This is a genomic window from Sphingobium salicis subsp. salicis (assembly GCF_049472635.1).
In the GTDB taxonomy this organism is placed as follows: domain Bacteria; phylum Pseudomonadota; class Alphaproteobacteria; order Sphingomonadales; family Sphingomonadaceae; genus Sphingobium; species Sphingobium yanoikuyae_A.
The window spans coordinates 4789224-4806492 of record NZ_JAYRCS010000001.1 but is presented as its reverse complement, the minus strand read 5'-3'; the positions used below and the strand labels follow the sequence as shown (position 1 = coordinate 4806492).

15 protein-coding genes are annotated in these 17269 nt (G+C 63.4%); 7 read left to right on the top strand and 8 right to left on the bottom strand.

The window, feature by feature from the left end:
* Positions 1–139: 139 nt before the first annotated feature.
* From VHN57_RS23200 to VHN57_RS23180, 5 genes are all read right to left on the bottom strand, one after another.
* A complete protein-coding gene (locus tag VHN57_RS23200) occupies positions 140–334 on the bottom strand; it encodes a hypothetical protein (protein WP_125988069.1) in 195 nt (64 codons plus the stop codon).
* A 54-nt stretch (positions 335–388) separates the two neighbouring features.
* Positions 389–661, bottom strand: a complete 273-nt coding sequence (locus VHN57_RS23195) for a hypothetical protein (RefSeq protein WP_423285754.1) — start codon at positions 659–661, stop codon at positions 389–391.
* 241 nt (positions 662–902) lie between these two features.
* A complete protein-coding gene (locus VHN57_RS23190; protein ID WP_004209931.1) occupies positions 903–1955 on the bottom strand; it encodes a ribonucleotide-diphosphate reductase subunit beta in 1053 nt (350 codons plus the stop codon).
* Positions 1956–1960: 5 nt separating this feature from the next.
* Entirely contained in the window at positions 1961–2377 is a 417-nt protein-coding gene (locus tag VHN57_RS23185) for an endonuclease domain-containing protein (protein ID WP_423285751.1), read from the bottom strand.
* Positions 2378–2441: 64 nt separating this feature from the next.
* A complete protein-coding gene (locus tag VHN57_RS23180) occupies positions 2442–4328 on the bottom strand; it encodes a ribonucleoside-diphosphate reductase subunit alpha (RefSeq protein WP_010336832.1) in 1887 nt (628 codons plus the stop codon).
* A 614-nt stretch (positions 4329–4942) separates the two neighbouring features.
* On the opposite strand from VHN57_RS23180, the gene VHN57_RS23175 reads away from it, so the two are divergent.
* From VHN57_RS23175 to VHN57_RS23165, 3 genes are all read left to right on the top strand, one after another.
* The gene (locus VHN57_RS23175; RefSeq protein ID WP_423285749.1) at positions 4943–5599 is read left to right on the top strand and encodes a glutathione S-transferase family protein; all 657 of its coding nucleotides are present in this window, start codon (positions 4943–4945) and stop codon (positions 5597–5599) included.
* 101 nt (positions 5600–5700) lie between these two features.
* Positions 5701–7221 carry a fumarate hydratase gene (locus tag VHN57_RS23170; protein WP_278983456.1) on the top strand — a complete coding sequence of 507 codons (1521 nt, stop codon included), beginning with the start codon at positions 5701–5703 and terminating at the stop codon, positions 7219–7221.
* Between the two features lie 109 nt (positions 7222–7330).
* Positions 7331–7582, top strand: coding sequence for a hypothetical protein (locus VHN57_RS23165; protein ID WP_017499126.1), 252 nt, complete (start codon positions 7331–7333; stop codon positions 7580–7582).
* Between the two features lie 87 nt (positions 7583–7669).
* On the opposite strand, the gene VHN57_RS23160 is transcribed toward VHN57_RS23165, so the two are convergent.
* A complete protein-coding gene (locus tag VHN57_RS23160) occupies positions 7670–9961 on the bottom strand; it encodes a TonB-dependent receptor (RefSeq protein WP_423285746.1) in 2292 nt (763 codons plus the stop codon).
* Between the two features lie 230 nt (positions 9962–10191).
* Between VHN57_RS23160 and VHN57_RS23155 the strand changes: the two genes are divergently transcribed.
* The 4 genes from VHN57_RS23155 (at position 10192) to VHN57_RS23140 (ending at position 14936) form a co-directional block, all read left to right on the top strand.
* Positions 10192–11286: a DUF3667 domain-containing protein gene (locus tag VHN57_RS23155; protein ID WP_423285744.1), complete on the top strand. Its 1095-nt coding sequence runs from the start codon at positions 10192–10194 to the stop codon at positions 11284–11286.
* Between the two features lie 30 nt (positions 11287–11316).
* Complete coding sequence (locus tag VHN57_RS23150; protein WP_423285742.1) at positions 11317–12234, top strand: DMT family transporter; 918 nt, start codon at positions 11317–11319, stop codon at positions 12232–12234.
* 137 nt (positions 12235–12371) lie between these two features.
* Complete coding sequence (locus VHN57_RS23145; RefSeq protein WP_423285740.1) at positions 12372–13733, top strand: methyl-accepting chemotaxis protein; 1362 nt, start codon at positions 12372–12374, stop codon at positions 13731–13733.
* Positions 13734–13847: 114 nt separating this feature from the next.
* Positions 13848–14936: a DUF2235 domain-containing protein gene (locus VHN57_RS23140; RefSeq protein ID WP_333702704.1), complete on the top strand. Its 1089-nt coding sequence runs from the start codon at positions 13848–13850 to the stop codon at positions 14934–14936.
* A 56-nt stretch (positions 14937–14992) separates the two neighbouring features.
* Here VHN57_RS23140 and VHN57_RS23135 read toward each other — a convergent pair whose 3' ends face one another.
* Entirely contained in the window at positions 14993–15625 is a 633-nt protein-coding gene (locus VHN57_RS23135) for a MarC family protein (RefSeq protein ID WP_004209916.1), read from the bottom strand.
* 78 nt (positions 15626–15703) lie between these two features.
* Positions 15704–17164, bottom strand: a complete 1461-nt coding sequence (locus tag VHN57_RS23130) for an arylsulfatase (protein ID WP_037507297.1) — start codon at positions 17162–17164, stop codon at positions 15704–15706.
* Positions 17165–17269: the final 105 nt, after the last annotated feature.

The following is a 17269-nucleotide window of genomic DNA, read 5'->3' as shown; positions in this document are numbered from 1 at the left end:
CCGCACATTCCGACATTTAATTTCCAACCCTTGTCATTTTGGAACAAGTGAGCGTCAAAGGCAGGCCCGACGCCGGACGGCAATATAGGCCGGCGGGAAGGAATAGGACAGCGCGCCCGCGACGCCCGCCCCGTGCCTTTCAGAGCGCGTTGGCGATGATGGCGCGCTGGCTGTTGTCGAGGCCGTCCAGCGCCGCGGTCGCGGCCTGATCCGCGCCGGCCTGATCACCGCCATCGCTGCCCACGAACTGGATCGCGCTCAGCAGCACCAATATCGCCCAGAGCAGGGCCATCCAGCGGCTGGTGAAGAGGGAGCGGAGTCGGACGCCGAACATGGCGGCCGGTCTGGCATGGCGGCGGTTAAGGAAGCGTCACGCCCGCCACGTCGATCAGCCCGGCGCGGGCGGGAAGGCCGGGGCGGGCGGGAAGGCCGGGGCGCGGGACGGCAAGCCGGATGGCGGGCTGGTCAGCAGCAGCCGGTCGAGCTGCGCATAGCCCAGGCAGCGATGGCAATAGGCAAAGTCGAAGGCCGTGTTGAGAATCCAGGCCTGGGTCGCGACATCCCAGGCCGCCCAGGCTTCGCGCGTGATCTGATCGCTGCCGCAGACATTGCAGACGAAGACGTAGAATGGCGGAGATGGGGGATCGACGGGGCTGGTCATGACCGGACCATAGCCCAGGGCATCGCCATTCCGGCGCGAGACTGGTCCGTTATGGACGCGATGCGGGGCGCTCCAGCAGCGCACAAAAAAGGGGAGGCGCTCCCCGCGCCTCCCCTCCCCTCGAACAGGTCGAAAGCCCTTTGCAAGCTGCCGTGATGCTGGCTGATCAGCAGCCTTAAACGCGTCAGCGCCGCGCGGGCTTGATCACAGCGCGACGCGCATGGCGCGTCGCGCTGTGATCTTATTCCGCCGCGATGCCGGCGGCCTTGAACATGTCCGGATCGCTTTCGTCGACATTGGCCGCTTCGGCGCCCTTGAGCTTCTTGCGGCGGTCGAACGCGTCCCAGACGTCGTTCCACTGGCCGCGGGTCGCGCCCTTGGAATATTCGGTCGCGCGGGTTTCGAAGAAATTGGCATGCTCCACGCCGTTGAGCAGCGGGGTCAGCCAGGGCAGCGGATGCTCGTCGATCATGTAGATCGGCTTCAGCCCCAGCTGGCCCAGGCGCCAGTCGGCGATGTAGCGGACATATTTCTTGATGTCCTTGGGCGTCATGCCGGGCACCGGACCCATTTCGAAGACGAGGTCGACGAACGCGTCCTCGATCCGGACGGTCTTCTGGCACATGTCCATGATGTCGTCCTTGACCGACGCGGTCAGGCAGTCGCGTTCCTTCACGAAGCTGTGGAACAGCTTGATGATGCCCTCGCAATGCAGGGTCTCGTCGCGGACCGACCAGGTGACGATCTGGCCCATGCCCTTCATCTTGTTGAAGCGCGGGAAGTTCATCAGCATCGCGAAGGAGGCGAAGAGCTGGAGGCCTTCGGTGAAGCCGCCGAACATCGCCAGCGTCTTGGCGATATCCTCGTCCGTATCGACGCCGAACTGGGCGAGATAGTCGTGCTTGTCCTTCATCTCCTTATATTGGAGGAAGGCCGAATATTCGCTTTCGGGCATGCCGATCGTGTCGAGCAGATGCGAGTAGGCGGCGATATGGACCGTTTCCATGTTGCTGAACGCGGTCAGCATCATCTTGATCTCGGTCGGCTTGAACACGCGGCCATATTTCTCGTGGTAGCAATCCTGCACTTCCACGTCGGCCTGGGTGAAGAAGCGGAAAATCTGGGTCAGCAGGTTGCGCTCATGGTCGCTGAGCTTCTGCGCCCAGTCACGGCAATCCTCGCCCAGAGGCACTTCCTCGGGCAGCCAGTGGAGCTGCTGCTGGCGCTTCCAAAATTCATAGGCCCAGGGATATTCGAAGGGCTTGTAGACCTTGGAGGCTTGAAGAAGGGGCATATGGGTTACTCCGCGAAATCTGTACCTGCCCCTCTCCCCTTGTGGGAGAGGGAGGGGCCCGTCGCGCCAGCGACGGGAGGGTGAGGGGTGAAGGCCGCCGCGATCGCCGCCAGCACGCCTTCGACATTCTGCATCACATCATGGTTCCAGAAGCGGATCACCTGATAGCCTTCCCCCTGGAGGAAGGCCGTGCGGGCCGCATCCGTTGCCTCCTCATGCTGGCCGCCATCAATCTCCACGATCAGGCGGCCGGCATGCGACGCGAAATCAGCAAAATAGGGGCCGATCGGCACCTGGCGACGGAATTTCGCGGCGGGCCAACCGTCGCGGAGCTGCGCCCAGAGGCGCTTTTCAGCGTCGGTTGCGTTACGGCGCAATTCACGGGCGCGGGCAATCGTCGGGTTCGGGGCCTTCCCCCTCACCTTCCCACGCCGCTGCGCGGCGCGGGCCCCTTCCTCTCCCACAAGGGGAGAGGAGGACGTCACATCACTGGCAGGCGAGGCACTCGTCATAGTCGGTGGTCTCGCCGATCTCGAACTTGGGGGCGTCGATCGTGTTGTCCGCTTCCACGCCACCGGCGAAGCCGGCGCGCTGCACCGACTTGGAGCGCAGATAATAGAGCGACTTGATGCCCAGTTCCCAGGCGCGGAAGTGAAGCATCAGCAGATCCCACTTCTCGACATCGGCCGGGATGAACAGGTTCAGCGACTGGGCCTGATCGATATAGGGGGTGCGATCGGCCGCCAGTTCGAGCAGCCAGCGCTGGTCGATCTCGAAGCTGGTCTTGTACACATCCTTTTCTTCCTGGGTGAGGAAGTCGAGATGCTGGACCGAACCGCCGCGTTCCAGGATCGAGTTCCATACAGCGCTCGAATCCTTGGCCTTTTCGACCAGCAGCTTTTCCAGATAGGGATTCTTCACCGCGAAGCTGCCCGAGAGCGTCTTGTGGGTGTAGATGTTCGCCGGGATCGGCTCGATACAGGCCGAGGTGCCGCCGCAGATGATCGAGATCGACGCGGTCGGCGCGATCGCCATCTTGCAGGAGAAGCGCTCCATCACGCCCTGGTCGGCCGCGTCGGGGCACGGCCCGCGCTCCTGCGCCAGCATCATCGACGCCTCGTTCACCTTGGCATTGATATGCTTGAAGATGCGCAGGTTCCACGACTTGGCCATGGCGCCTTCGAACGGAATGCCGCGTGCCTGCAGGAAGCTGTGGAAGCCCATGACGCCCAGGCCCACCGAGCGTTCACGGCTGGCGCTATATTTGGCGCGGGCCATTTCCGGCGGGGCGCGGTCGATATAGTCCTGCAGCACATTGTCGAGGAAGCGCATGATGTCTTCCGCGAAGGTCGGGTGATCCTTCCACTGATCCCAGGTTTCCAGGTTCATCGAGGAGAGGCAGCAGACCGCCGTGCGATCCTGGCCGAGATGGTCGCGACCCGTCGGCAGGGTGATTTCCGAACAGAGGTTCGACGTCGAGACCTTGAGCCCCAGGTCGCGGTGATGCTTGGGCATCATCCGGTTCACTGTGTCGGAGAAGACGATATAGGGCTCGCCGGTGGCGAGGCGGACCTCGACCAGCTTCTGGAACAGGGCGCGGGCATTGACGGTGCCGCGCACCGACTGGTCCTTGGGGCTGCGCAGGTTGAAATCACTGCCGTCGCGCACCGCTTCCATGAACTCGTCGGTCAGCAGCACGCCATGGTGCAGGTTGAGCGCCTTGCGGTTGAAGTCACCGCTCGTCTTGCGGATTTCCAGGAACTCCTCGATCTCCGGGTGGGAGACGTCGAGATAGCAGGCGGCCGAGCCGCGACGCAGCGAGCCCTGGCTGATCGCCAAGGTCAGCGAATCCATCACGCGGACGAAGGGGATGATGCCGCTGGTCTTGCCATTGAGGCCGACCGGCTCACCGATGCCGCGCACGCTGCCCCAATAGGTGCCGATGCCGCCACCGCGCGAGGCGAGCCAGACATTCTCGTTCCAGGTGTTGACGATGCCTTCCAGGCTGTCGTCGACCGAGTTCAGATAGCAGCTGATCGGCAGGCCTCGGCCGGTGCCGCCATTTGACAGCACGGGCGTTGCCGGCATGAACCAGAGCTTGGAGATATAGTCATAGACGCGCTGCGCATGGTCGGCATCGTCCGAATAGGCGGCGGCGACGCGGGCGAACAGATCCTGATAGCTCTCGCCGGGCAGCAGATAGCGATCGTTCAGCGTGTCCTTGCCGAATTCGGTCAGCAGCGCATCGCGCGACGAATCCGTCACGACATGAAAGCGACGCTCATGAATCTTGGACGACGCGGACTCGGTCGCCTTGCCCTTGGCAGCCTTGGGCTCGGCCTTGTCCACCAGATCCTCGATACGCTCGTCCATTACCGTCGCCACGTCGCCGTTTCCACCTTGTTCACTATCTCGAAAGTCCATGCGAGCCCCCGATTGTTCCTGTTCCGTTCGATTCGGTCCAGCGATGCCGGGGCGCACCCAGGCATCATAGCATGAACCCGATCGGGCCGGGACAGAAATGGGGTCAACCGATCCGATCGCAAGGACAAAAGCCCCGTATCGCCGGAAGCAGGTCCGACAATGCAATCACAATCTATTGGGTGACCCCCTTGGTCCCGATACCACAGATAGTGCCACAGCCCCGCCGACACGCAAGAGGGTAAATGACAGTTCGGGGACTCGGTTCATCGACGCCTGGATTCGTTTCGTCGCTGACACGCCACCCCATAGCGCAGCGACGCGCGGACTTCCAAGGGCCTTGGAAAAGACAAGGGGGGCCTATGAAATTAAAAAATAAATTTGCCTTGCCACGCAAATGCGCGCGTCGCGCGATTGGCGACAAAATCATGACATGGGGGCAGAGGCACGGACGCGACCACAATCTGTTGAATCGCTGCCTTTATCGTCCCCCTGCATATCGTCGCGCGATACGCTATGATGATGGGGAGGCTGGCGAATCCATCCGCAGCGATCGGGAGGCAGGCATGATCCTCTATTACCATCCCCTCTCCTCCTATTGCTGGAAGGTGCTGATCGCCTTCCATGAAAATGGCACGCCCTTCACCCCGCGCATGCTGGAGGACGCGGCGGCACTGGCCGAATGGCAGGCGCTCTGGCCGCTCGGCAAATTCCCCGTGCTGCATGACCCGGTGCGCGGCGCGACGATCGCGGAGGCGAGCATCATCGTCGAATATCTGGGCCGGCACGAACCCGGCACCTTCCGCCCGATCCCGGTCGATGGCGACGCGGCGATCGAGGTGCGGCTGATGGACCGGTTGTTCGACAATTATGTGATGGGGCCGATGCAGGCGCTGGTGGCCGACCGGCTGCGTCCCGAGGAGGCGCGCGATCCCCATGGCATGGCGGCCAATGTGGCGGCGCTGCGCAGCATTTATGCGGTGCTGGAGGATCGGCTGGCGGGGCGGAGCTGGGCGGCGGGCGATCATCTGTCGCTGGCCGACTGCGCGGCGGCGCCATCGCTTCATTATGCCGACAGGATCGTGCCGTTGCGCGCCGGCCACCCCGTGCTGGGCGCCTATCTCGACCGGCTGGAGGCGCGGCCCAGCTTTGCCCGCGTGCTGCGCGAGATGCAGCCCTGGTGGCAGAATTTTCCCTTTGCCGACGGGCCGCTTGCGTCCTGAACCGCAACCCTCTTCTGGACTCATCGTCTCAAAGGCCTATAGCCCCGCCTTGCAGGGACCTGCCGTGCAGAGGCGGGCCGCAAGAATAGGGACCAGGGTAGATGACCGTCATCAAGACCGCCGACCTCATCGAGAGCGTCGCCGACGCACTCCAGTTCATTTCCTACTATCACCCGATGGATTATATCCGGGCACTGGGTAAGGCCTATGAGGCCGAAGCCAATCCGGCGGCGAAGGACGCCATCGCCCAGATCCTGACCAACAGCCGCATGTGCGCCGAAGGGCACCGCCCGATCTGCCAGGACACCGGCATCGTCAATGTGTTCGTGAAGTGGGGCATGGAGTGCCGGCTGGACGATAATAGCCGCTCCATGCAGGAGGTGATCGACGAGGGTGTGCGCAAGGCGTACCTCAACCCCGAAAACCGCTTGCGCGCGTCGATCCTGAAGGATCCCGCTTTCAGCCGCCAGAACACCAAGGACAACACGCCCTGCGTGCTGAATGTCGAGATGGTGCCGGGCAACAAGGTGATCATCGACGTCGCGGCCAAGGGCGGCGGCAGCGAGAACAAGACCAAGTTCAAGATGATGAACCCCAGCGATTCGATCGTCGACTGGGTGCTGGAAATGGTGCCGCAGATGGGCGCCGGCTGGTGCCCGCCGGGCATGCTGGGCATCGGCATCGGCGGCACGGCGGAAAAGGCCGTGGCGCTGGCCAAGGAAAGCCTGATGGACCCGATCGACATGGGCGAGCTCAAGGCGCGCGGCCCGCAGAACAAGATCGAGGAACTGCGCATCGAGCTGTTCGACAAGGTCAATGCGTTGGGCATCGGCGCGCAGGGCCTGGGCGGCCTTGCCACCGTGCTCGACATCAAGATCCACGACTATCCCTGCCATGCGGCGGGCAAGCCGGTGGCGATGATCCCGAACTGCGCCGCGACCCGCCACGCGCATTTCACCCTCGACGGGTCCGGCCCGGCCTATCTGGAAGCGCCCAAGCTCAGCGAATGGCCGCAGGTCGACTGGAAGCCAAGCAAGGAAGCCATCCGCGTCGACCTCGACACGCTGACGCCGGAACAGGTGCAGGGCTGGAAGCATGGCGACCGCCTGCTCTTGAACGGCAAGATGCTGACCGGCCGCGACGCCGCGCACAAGCGGATCGCCGACATGCTGGAGAAGGGCGAGACCCTGCCGGTCGATTTCAAGGGCCGCGTGATTTACTATGTCGGCCCGGTCGATCCGGTGCGCGACGAAGTGGTCGGCCCGGCTGGCCCGACGACCGCGACGCGCATGGACAAGTTCATGGACATGATGCTGGAACAGGGGCTGGCTGCCTGCGTCGGCAAGGCCGAGCGCGGCCCGGCCGCGACCGACAGCATCGCCAAGCACAAGAGCGCCTATCTGATGGCGGTCGGCGGCGCGGCCTATCTGGTCGCCCGCGCGATCAAGGAAGCCAAGGTCGTGGGCTTCGAGGATCTGGGCATGGAAGCGATCTACGAGTTCACGGTGGAGGACATGCCCGTCACCGTCGCCGTCGATAGCGAAGGCCAGAATGTCCACCGCCTCGCCCCGCTGGTGTGGCAGGAGAAGATCAGACAAGAAAAGCTGCTCGAAGGGGCGTAAGGCCGCCCGTCAGCAACTATCTAATTGATACGGATCAAGGCGGCGCGCGAGACGGGAACCCCGTTTCGCGCGCCGCATTATGTCCGGCACCCAAAGCCGGAGTTCATCCATGTCCTTCACGCAGCTCGAACCGCCCTTGCCCGTCATGATCGAAGGCAAGGGCAAAGGCTATGCCTTCGCGGTCATCGACTATGGGCAGGAGCATAATCTGATCTGGGTGACGGGCCTCAGCGACAGCGGAGAAATCTGGTGTGCGCCCAACCCGCTGGTGCGACTGCAGAGCAACTGGACAATGGGGCGCGAGCCGCATCATGAGCCCGACTGGAAGAATGTCACGCTCGCGCCGATCAAGCCGAGCTGACGAAAAAAGGCGCGCCATTCCATCGGATGACGCGCCTTTTTCTTTGGCCCCTCCCCATGCACAGCATGGGGAGGAATAACCTTAGTCTTACAGCTTGCCGCTGAGCGACACGCCGATGATGCGGGGTTCGTTGAACACCGGGGCCATGTAATTTTCGATCACGCCCTTCATATTCTTCTCGCCGGTGATGTTGCGGGCGAAGGCTGCGATCTCGTACTTGCCGTCCGGCGCGGTGTAGCCGATCTTCAGGCCGCCTTCGAAGTCGCCCTTCGAATAGAACTCCTTCGTCTTGTAGAGGACGAAGTTGGTATAGCCCTGGATGTTCCAGTCGGTCGCCGCGAAGATCTTGCCGCCATTGCCCAGCGGCACGTCGTAACGAGCCGCGATGTTGGCGGTGTATTTCGGCGCGTTGGGCAGCGGGTTGCCGTCGATCTGGGCAAAGACGCCGCGCGCGTTGGTGACGGTCGGGTCTTCCACGGTGCAGACGACGACGCTGTTCAGCGTGCAGACCTGGGCATAGACATTCTTGTCGTTGATCTCGCTGTGCAGCAGGCTGAGGCCGGCCGACAAAGTGAGATTGTCGAACGGACGCGCTTCCAGATCGGCTTCCAGGCCATAGGCCTTGGCCGCGTCGGCGTTGAACAACACGCCATTGCCGTTCACGTCATTGCCGTTGAGCTGGATGTCCTTCACCTTCCAGGCGAAGCCCGACAGGTTGAAGCGCAGGCGGTTGCCCAGCAGATTCGTCTTGATGCCGCCTTCGTACGACATGATCGTTTCCGAATCCGCCGTGGTGAAGTCGCTGTTGAACACCGCCGAGCGGCCCTGGATGGTCGGGCCACGGAAGCCGCGCGCGACGCGGGCATAGAGGCTGACCTCGGGGCTGACTTCATACAGCGCGCTGACGTCCCAGCTCGGCTCCTTGCCGGTCAGCTTCACATAGCGACGGCCGGCATAGGTCGAGACGCCCGCCGCATTGGCGGTGGCGCGGACCAGACGGGTTTCCTTCGTGTCCTTGGTGTAGCGGCCGCCGGCCGTGATGGTCAGGCCCGGCACCACTTCGTAGCTCGCCTGGCCGAACAGGCCCCAGCTTTCATTCTTGTTGCGCAGACGCACCCAGTTGTTGGGATTGTTGGCGGTGCCGGTCAGGAAATAGGCGCGCTGGTAGAAATCGGTGGTGTCGCGGCTGTCGAAATACATGCCGCCAACCTGCCACTTGAAGGCGCTGTCGCCATTGCTGGCGAGGCGGACTTCCTGGGTCAGCTGGTCGAGATCGCGGACATTGCCCTGGCTCTGGCCGAAGCCGTTGGCCACGCCGTTCACCGGATAGTCCGCGCCCGCGCCGCCATCGGTGTCGCCACGGCTGTAGCCCGAGGTAGTTTCATAGGCGGTGATCGAGGTCAGGGTGACCGGGCCCATGTCGATCGCGATATTTTCCGACGCGCCATAGGTCTTGTAGGCCTGCGGGTTGTTCATCGCCTCGTCGAGCGCGATCTTCGAGCGGGGTTCGCCCGACACGCTGTTGCTGCCCTTGGTGAGGCCAGCGCGGTGGAAGATGGTCGAGGTGCCGTCATAGTCGCGGGCATGGACGCTGGTCAGCATCGAGACATTTTCGGTCGGCGTCATCAGCAGCTGAAGGCGCACGTCCTTCTCATTATAGCCGCCCATCGCGTCCTTCTTGGGGCTGACGGTGCCGTCGGCGCTGGGGCCTTCATAGGCATTGTCGACCCAGTCGTCGCGATGCTGGTAGAGGGCCGAGACGCGGAAGGCGAGCTTGTCCGCGACGATCGGGCCGCCGATGCCGCCGTCGAAGGTGACGGTGTTATAGCTGCCATAGCTGGCCTGGGCGCGACCTTCCCAATCCATCGACGGACGGATGGTGTCGAACTTGATGATGCCCGCCGTGGTGTTGCGGCCGAACAGCGAACCCTGCGGGCCGCGCAGCACTTCCACCTGGTTGACGTCGAACACCGGGTTCGACTTCAGCACGACATGTTCCAGCACGACATCGTCCTGGATGATCGACACCGGCTGCGATGCGCCGAGATAGAAGTCGATATTGCCCAGGCCCCGGATGTAGAAGCGCGGGAAGATGCGGCCGGTGGTGGTTTCGGCATAGAGGCCGGGCACGCGGGCGGCGAGTTCGAGAATGTCGCCGCCGCCGGCGGTCAGGTTGCGCAGCGCATCGCCCTGCACCACGCCGACCGAGACGGGCACCTTCTGCAGATTTTCCGAGCGGCGCTCGGCGGTCACGACGATCTCGTCGAGCTGGCCGGCGTTAGCGCCCGCTTCCTGCGCATGGGCGGCGCCACCAAGGGCGAGCGCACCGAAGGCCGAGGTCAGCAGCAGCGCCGACCGTGCGAAAGTGAATTTCGACAAGGTTATTCCCCGATAATATTGCTTTTGCGTCCGGGAAAGCGGCGCCCCTGCGCCTGCCGTCCGGGATGCCATCGCCGCTAGGCGCGATTTGTGGCGGGACGGTGACGCTCGCCCTGCCCAACATGGGAACATGTCGAAATATTGCCGAGCGTTGTAACAATGCAACACAATGCGATCCACGCGCCAAGGTGCCTGGCAAGCGTCATACACGCTTGTTATCGTCCCCGCCCATGACAGGGGAAATCGAAGCAGCGGGTGACGCGATCACCGGGGGCATGCTGGCACGGGCGGTCGAGCCAGGCCATGGGGAAGCCCATGAGGCCGGCCATGGCGCCTGCCTGAATTGCGGCGCGGCGGTGACGGGCAATTATTGCCCCGAATGCGGCCAGGCCGCGCATCTGCATCGCAGCTTTGCCGCGATCGGCCATGACCTGGCCCATGGCGTGCTGCATTTCGAGGGCAAGATCTTCACCACCCTGCCCGAGCTGGCGCTGCGCCCCGGACAATTGACGCGCCGCTATATCCATGGCGAGCGGGCCAAGTTCGTATCGCCCTTTGCCCTGTTCCTGTTCAGCGCCTTCCTGATGTACGCGATCTTCTCGCTGACCAGCCATCATGGGCCGGAAGGCACCCGCAACCAGGTGAAGATGAACAGCGAGGCGATCGCCGAGCTGAAGAAGGAAGAGGAAAAAGCCGATGCCCGCATCGCCAAGGTGCAGGCGCAACTGGCCGAGCCGGGGATCAGCGCGAGCCGGCGCGAGACATTGCAGGAAAAGCTGAAGGACGCACAGGACGAGCGGAAGGGCCTGTCGCTGGCGAGCGGCCTGACCGATGCGCTGGCCGGCGATAACGTCGACAAGGCGGTCGACAAGACCGTCGACAAGGGCCTCAACAAGGGCATCGCCAAAACGGTCGGCAAGGCGATGAGCGCGGCCGCCAAGGATCCCGAATTCGCCTATTACAAGCTCAAGGCCAATGCCTATAAATTCTCCTGGTTGCTGATCGTCATATCGCTGCCCTTCCTGTGGCTGCTGTTCCCGTTCAGCCGCCGGTTCAAGATGTATGACCATGCGATCTATGTGACCTACTCGATCGCCTTCATGTCGCTGCTCTTCTCGCTGTCGATGATCCTGACGGCGGTCGGCATCACCCATGGGCTGGTGACGCTGGTGCTGCTGCTGTTCGCGGCCTGGCACATGTATCGCCAGTTCAAGGATGCCTATCAGCTTTCGCGCAGCGGCACCTTGCTGCGGCTGCCGCTGCTGTACGGCTTTGCCTGTGCGTCGCTCTCGCTGTTCTTCGCGTTCCTGATGATGATGGGGTGACGGGTCGCGTCCCTATTGTATAGGGCGCGCATGATTACCTCCCCGATCTGGTTGCCCGCCACGTTGATGGCCGGGGCCACGCAGGCCTGGCGCACCGCGGTGCAGCGGCGCGTGGGCAAGACGCTGTCGATCAATGCGGCGGGCCTGGTCCGCTATCTTTACGGCATTCCCTTCGCGCTGATCCTGCTTGGCGGCTATCAGCTGCTCTTCCCCGCGCCCTTCCCCGTACTGGGCCGGCTGTTCCTGCCCTTCTGCCTGGCCGGCGGACTGGCCCAGATCATCGCTACCAATTTGCTGATCATGGCCTTTGGCCATCGCAATTTCGTCGTCGGCACCGCTTATTCCAAGACCGAGGCGGTGCAGGGGGCAATCCTGTCCTTCCTGCTGATGGGCGAGCGACTGAGCGCGCTGACCTGCGCCGGCATCGGCTGCGGCGTCGCCGGCGTGATGCTGCTGTCGACCGGGGGCAAGCGGATGGGGCCGATGGATTTCCTGCGCGCGCTGGGCCAGCCGGCGGCGATCACCGGCATCGCATCGGGTTTCTTCTTCGCGCTGACCGCGATCGGCATCCGCCGCGCGACGCAGGAGGTGGGCGGGGGCGATCCGATCCATGCCGCGCTGATCGTGCTGAGCGTCACGGTATTGCTGCAGACAGTGCTGCAGGGTGGCTATCTGCTGCTCCGCGAGCCGGGCGAGATGCGCAAGGTCTTCACCAGCTGGCGCGTGTCGGGCCAGGTCGGCTTCCTGTCGGCCATGGGTTCGGCCTGCTGGTTCACCGGCTTTGCCACCGCGCCGGTCGCACTGGTGCGGATCGTCGGCCAGATCGAGGTCGCCTTCACCATGGCGTTCGGCCATTTCTATCTGGGCGAACGCATGGCGCGCAGCGAGGCAATAGGGCTGATGCTGGTGGCCTGTGGTGTGGTGCTGGCGCTGCTGGGCGCGCTTTAGGGGTGTGGGCCGGTGCGGAGGCATCATTCTGACGAAGCTGACATCCGTGTCAGTATGATAACCGATATTTTACCATCCATGGCTAGCCAGTTGCCGTGGGCACAGAAACGCAATCGGGAACCGTCGCACGAGCGGTAATGAAGGTCGCCAAATTATCCGGCGACCTGGGTATCCGTACGCTCGACCTTCAGGCAGACATCAGCGAACTCGCGGACCGGGTGACGCAGCAGGCGCGCACGATCGAGGCGATCAGCGGCGCCGCGTCGCAATTGTCGCGCGACGGCGAAAGCGTGTCGCTGGTCGGCCAGGACGCGCGCGAGAAAGCAGTCGCCGCCCGCGCCATCATCGATGATTCGGGACGGCAATTGTCGACCGCGAACGGCAATTTCGTCGACCTGATCGAACAGGTGAGCCGTATCCATTCCCGCCTCGACGGCTTTGGCGAGGCGCTCAAGACCGTCGCCCATGTCACCAGCGTGATCAGCGGCATCGCCAGCCAAACCAATTTGCTCGCGCTCAACGCGACGATCGAGGCGGCACGGGCCGGCGACGCGGGGCGCGGCTTTGCCGTGGTCGCGGCCGAAGTGAAGAAGCTGGCGCAGGAAACGGCGAGCGCGACCCAGACGATCGAGCGGTCGATCGGCGCGCTGACCAGCGAGGCCGGCGGCATGCTGGACAGCATCACCCATGGCGCGCAGACCGCGCGCACGGCGCTGTCCGACACCAAGAATATCGAGGCGCTGGTCGACCGGCTAGGGTCGCTGATGCAGGGCCTGTCGAGCAACAGCGAGGCGGTGGCCGAGCGGATCGCGTCGATGGTCGGTTCCGCCAGCGAAATTCGCACCGGCCTGTCGGCGCTGTCGAGCACGTCGGGCGACAATGCCGACGGCCTGCAGCGGCTGTCGGGCCGGGTGTCGATCGCCAGCGACGACACCAACATGCTGCTGCAATATCTAGCGGAAAGCGGCGTCGACATTCCCGATTCGCCCTATATCCGGTTCAGCCTGACCGCCGCGCAGGCGGTGGGCCATGCAATCGAGCAGGCGCTGGATGACGGCCGTATCAGCGAAGCCGATGTGTTCAGCGAATATTATGCGCCGATCCGCGGCACCAATCCGCCGCAATTCACCCATCCGATCCAGCCGATCATGCAGGCCGAGGCGCGCGCGCAGCAGGAAGTGGCGCGCGGCTACAAGGGCTTGTTCGGCATGACCTTCACCGATCGCAACAGCTTCGGCGCGATCGCCATGCCGGAACGCGCGCTGCCCCAGCGGCCGGGCGACGAGAAATGGAATGCGGAATTTTCACGCCAGGGCGTGGTGTTCGATTTCCCCGACACGCGCGAGCAGTGCAAGATCACCGAACCCTTCTGCATCAAGGCCTATCGCCGCCTGACCGCCGAGGGCGAGGTCATCCTGCTGAAGCAGGTGATCGCCTCCATCCATGTGCGCGGGCGTCATTGGGGCATCTTGCAGATGGCCTATAAGGATCAGGGCTGATCCGCGCCGCCCGGCGCGTCCGTTTCCTCCTATAAATCAGGCTGCACGACAGCGACCATGGCCGCCCGCCCGATAGAGGAGGGCGGCCATTTTCATGCCGATGGGGAGGTAGGGATGAAGCGCATCGTGGTCTGTTGCGACGGCACCTGGAACGAGCCCGACCATAATGAGCAGGGCAAGCCCTGCCCGACCAATGTGGTGAAGCTGGCGAGCCTGATCCCCGCAATGGCGGAGGACGGCACGGCGCAGCGCGTCTTCTATCATAATGGCATCGGGTCGATGGCGTCGCGGACCAAGCGGCTGATCGACGGGGCCACCGGCTATGGCATCAGCCGCATCCTCCTGTCCTGCTATGCCTGGCTGGTGCGCACCTATCAGCCGGGCGACCAACTCTATTTCTTCGGCTTCAGCCGGGGCGCCTATACCGCCCGGTCGCTGGCCGGTTTCGTGCGCAATTCCGGCATATTGCGGCCCGAGCATGAAAGCCTGATCCCCGATGCCTTCGCGCTCTATCGTTCGCGCGACGGAACCCGCGCGCCACGATCGGAGGCGTCGCGCCTGTTCCGGCAAAGCTATGCCTGGTCCGACGGCACGCCGATCCGGTGCGTCGGCGTGTGGGATACGGTCGGGTCGCTGGGCGTGCCCAACACCTTGTTCCAGGGGATATTGAAGCATCTGTTCCGGGTGAACCGGGAATTTCACGACACCGACCTGTCATCGAGCGTCGCCTTCGCCTTTCATGCGGTGGCGATCGACGAGCATCGCAAGCCGTTCCTGCCGACATTGTGGACGATCCCCGAGGGGCAGGGCGCAGGCCAGCATGTCGAGCAATGCTGGTTCCCCGGCTGCCATGCCGATGTCGGCGGCGGCAATCCCGATTCCGCCCTGTCGGATATCGCGCTGGAATGGATGGTGGCGCGCGCGCGGTTCGCGGGACTGGCTGTGGATGATCCGTTCGGGCTGGTGCCGCCCGGATTTCCGCCGCACCATCCCGATCCGCTTGGGCCGGTCAGCGAATCCCAGACCTTCTTCTATCGCCTGTTCGGATCGGGCGAGCGTGCGATCGACGTGCCGCATGACGCCGGGCGGACCAATGAAGCCCTGTCCGATGCGGCGATCGAACGCTGGCACAAGCTGCCCGAATGGCGGCCGGCGGCGCTGGTCGACCTGGCGAAGCGCAAGCCCGACATGTTGCAGCCATAACACGCAAAAAGGGGCGGATCAGGGCCGGCCGGCGCCTGATCCGCCACCCCGTCGCATCAAGGGACGACGGGAAGCGGTCCGGGCACGACGCCATATTGCTGCAGGCCCGACATGATCGCGTGGATCGCCAGCGCCGCCTGCAGCACCGCGATCATCCAGCCGAACGCCATCAGCGTTCCGGCGTGGATGAAGCCCAGCAACTGGCGGGCAAAGATCATCGCCAGAAAATCGGCCACCATCATGCCCAGGAAAATCCCGAACACGCCGGTCAGGAAGGTCCGGGTATCGCCAGCCACGGCCGCGAACAGCAGCAGCGCCACGATACCATAGGGCGTGATGATGATCGGGAAGGTCACCGGCGACATGGCCAGCCCCTTGGCCGAGGTCGGCGGCGCATCGGGCGCAGGGGCGTGCTGCGCATTCTTGACCGCCTCCAGCGCGCCGATCAGCAGCAGCACGCCGCCGGTCAGCAACAGGTCGGGCGATGCGATCTGCCAATTCTGGCGCAGATTGTCGCCGATGAACAGGATGAGGAAGCCGACGGCCGTAGCAATCAGGGTCGACCGGAGCGCCAGCGCGCGCCGCTCCCCATCGGGCAACTGGCTGGTCAACTGGGCAAAGGCGGCGATCACCTTGATCGGTCCCAATGTGACGAAGAAGATGACCAGGACGAAACTCAGATCATTCATGGCACGCACCCCTGCCCTGCCGAACCATCGGATGCCGCAGGTCGGGCCCCTGCGGCATCCGCTTCATGCCTGTCGCGATCAGCGCGCTTGCGAGGCCGATGCGTCCGCCACCATCGCATCCAGATCGAAATCCAGGCTCTTGATGCGCGGCGGATATTCCTGAAGCGACTTCATGAACTTTGCGATCTGCGCGGTCGCCGGCGCCAGCGTCCAGGATCGGTTTTCCTGCCACTCGTCGAAGCCGCGCGCTTCATGGAAACGCTCGAACGGATCGAGCTTTAAATTGGTGATGAGCGGCGTGTTCAGATTTTCCTGAATGCCGTTGAACCATTTGTCCTGCGTCTTGAACAGGAACTTCCAGTCGCCATAGCGCAGGCCGTGCAGCGTGGTTTCCGTGAAATAGTAGAAATCCTTGCGCTTCGACTTGCCCTTGCCGCTGAGCAGTTCGGTCTGGTCATAGCCGTCGAGATGGACCTTGTAGGTCATGCTGCCGATGGTCTTCCCCTTGAGCAGTTCATCCTTGAGCTCCGGCTCGCCCAGCGCGGACAGGATGGTGGGCATCCAGTCCTCCATCGCCATGAACTCGCCAGTGGCGACATTTTCCTGCACATGGCCGGGCCAGCTGACGACGCAGGGCACGCGGAAGCCGCCTTCATAGCCGCCGACGCCCTTTTCGCCGCGGAAGGGCTGGTTGCCGCCATCGGGCCATGAATTGGAGGCCGCGCCATTGTCGGTCGAGAACATGACGAACGTGTCGTCGGCCACGCCCAGTTCTTCGAGCAGGTCGAGCAGTTCGCCGACATGATCGTCCATCTGCTTCACGCCGTCGGCATAGAGACCATAGCCGGTGACGCCGTCATATTCGGGCGGCAGGTGGGTCTGGTAATGCATCCGGGTGGTGTTGTGCCAGACGAAGAAGGGCTTGTCGGCCTTCACCGCGTCGGTGATGAAGCGCTTGGATTCGACCATGAATTCATTGTCGAGCGTCTTCTGTCGCTCGGAACCGAAAGGCCCCTTGTCCTCGATCGACTGGCCCCCCTTGCCGTCGGCCTTGCTGTGGATCACGCCGCGCCAGGCGAAGGCCTTGGCCACTTCGGGATCCTTGGGATAATCATATTCTTCCGAATATTGGCCGGCATTGAGGTGATAGAGGATGCCGAAAAATTCGTCGAAGCCATGCGCGGTCGGCAGATGCTCGTCCCGGTCGCCCAGATGATTCTTGCCGAACTGGCCGGTGGCATAGCCATGGGGCTTGAGCAGTTCGGCGATCGTGGGATCTTCCTTCTGCATGCCCTGCGGCGCGCCGGCGAGGCCGACGGTGCTGAGGCCGACGCGGATCGGATATTGGCCGGTGATGAAGGCGGCACGGCCGGCGGTGCAGGAGGCCTGGGCATAATGATCCATGAAGATCATGCCCTTCTTGGCGATGCGATCGATATTGGGGGTCGAGCCGCCCATCATGCCGCGATGATAACAGCTGAGATTCCACATCCCGACGTCATCGCCCCAGATGATGAGAATATTCGGCTTTTTGCTCATGTGATGCTCCTGCGAGTCAGACTTGGGAAGACGAACGGCGCAAGGCTAGGTCGGCGATGGGCCGGTTGGTATCGGGGTTATCCTTGATCCCGAGGCCGGGAATGG